Genomic DNA, 1,375 nt, shown 5'->3' with positions numbered 1-1,375 from the left:
GGCATGGGCCGCGTCCGCGCCCGCCCGGCCGGCGCGCTGCGCTTCGGTTTCCGCGCCAGCCTGTTCGACACGGTCGTCATCAAGGAATGGCGCCTGATCGCGCGCGACCCGCACCTGATCGCGCAGGTGCTGCTGCAGCTGGTCTACCTCGTGCCGCTGCTGTTCCTGATCCTACGCGGCGACTCGGCCGGCCCCGCGCTGGGCGCCGGCCTCACGCTGCTGTGCAGTTCGTTGACGGGTAGCCTGGCGTGGATCGTGATCTCGGCCGAAGATGCGCCCGACCTGCTGCTGTCGGCTCCGGCGCCGCGCCGCACGCTGCAACTGGCCAAGCTGGCGGCGGCGACGATGCCGGCCCTGCTGCTCGTCGCGCTGCCGCTGCTATGGCTCGTCGTGCGCACGCCGCTGACGGGCCTGCTCGTCGCGTTCCCGGTCAGCGCGGCCGTGCTGAGCGCCGGCCTGATCGTGCAGTGGACGGGTCGCCCCGCTCCCCGCAGCGATTTCAAGACGCGCGGCAAGGAAAATTTCCTGTGCACGATGCTGGAACTGGTCAGCAGCCTGTGCTGGGGCGGGCTCGGCTGGCTCCTCGTCGCGCTGGCGGCGGGCGGACCGGCCTGGATGCTGCCGGCCGCGGCGGCGGTGCTGGCGGCGGGGCTGCTCGTGCTGCTACTGGCCCGCGCAATGCGGCGGCGCCCGGTGTGAGAGGTAGCCCACTGACCTCCAGGCCCGACTCGTGATATCGTTGGGCTACTCACAATAGAATGAGACAACTATGTTAATCACCTTTAAATCCAAGGCTTACCCGAACGTCATGATGTACCAGGACCACGCCAAGCGGATCCTGGACCTCCTGCACAAGGACAGTGAACGCGGTGTCATCACCGCCGAAGAAGCGACGCAAGCCGTCAGACTGCTGGAAAACGAGATCGAAGAAAGCCGGAAGCACCAGGCCACCGACGAGATGGAACAGGACGTCAAGGCCCATCAAGGCGAAGAGGACGCGGAACACCAGCCGTTCGAGACCGTGACGTTCTCGACCCGCGCGTTCCCGCTGCTGGAAATGCTGCGCGCCTCGCGCGACCAGCAGACCGACGTGCTCTGGGGCGTCTGACCCGCCCGATCAGGACGTTTTCCGCTCGATCGCTTCCGCCACCGGGTGGACAGGGTCCTGCAGTTCATACGGCAACTGCAGGGCCACGCCGATGCTCGCTTCTATCTGCACGTTCCCGCTCGCCAGTTTGTACGGACGTACCAGCTGGGTCGAGCAGGAGATGCGCTTAATCCTCGGCATTTTTGCCGTAGAAAAGCAAAAAGCCCGCTCAGTGCATACTGAGCGGGCTTTTCTAATAACTAGCCTGACGATAACCTACTTTCACAC

1 protein-coding gene and 1 pseudogene are annotated in these 1,375 nt (G+C 65.5%); both read left to right on the top strand.

Features of this window, described 5'->3' with window-relative positions; genetic code table 11:
• Positions 1–699 (top strand): annotated as a pseudogene (locus tag ACEN88_RS31765) (putative ABC transporter permease subunit); the annotation flags it as partial.
• A 70-nt stretch (positions 700–769) separates the two neighbouring features.
• The gene (locus tag ACEN88_RS31760) at positions 770–1,108 is read left to right on the top strand and encodes a DUF1840 domain-containing protein (protein WP_413346153.1); all 339 of its coding nucleotides are present in this window, start codon (positions 770–772) and stop codon (positions 1,106–1,108) included.
• Positions 1,109–1,375: the final 267 nt, after the last annotated feature.

This window comes from Massilia sp. CT11-108, assembly GCF_047302915.1.
GTDB classification, from domain to species: Bacteria; Pseudomonadota; Gammaproteobacteria; order Burkholderiales; family Burkholderiaceae_D; genus Telluria; species Telluria orientalis.
The sequence above is the reverse complement of the archived record's forward strand: the minus strand, read 5'-3'. Positions and strand labels throughout refer to the sequence as shown.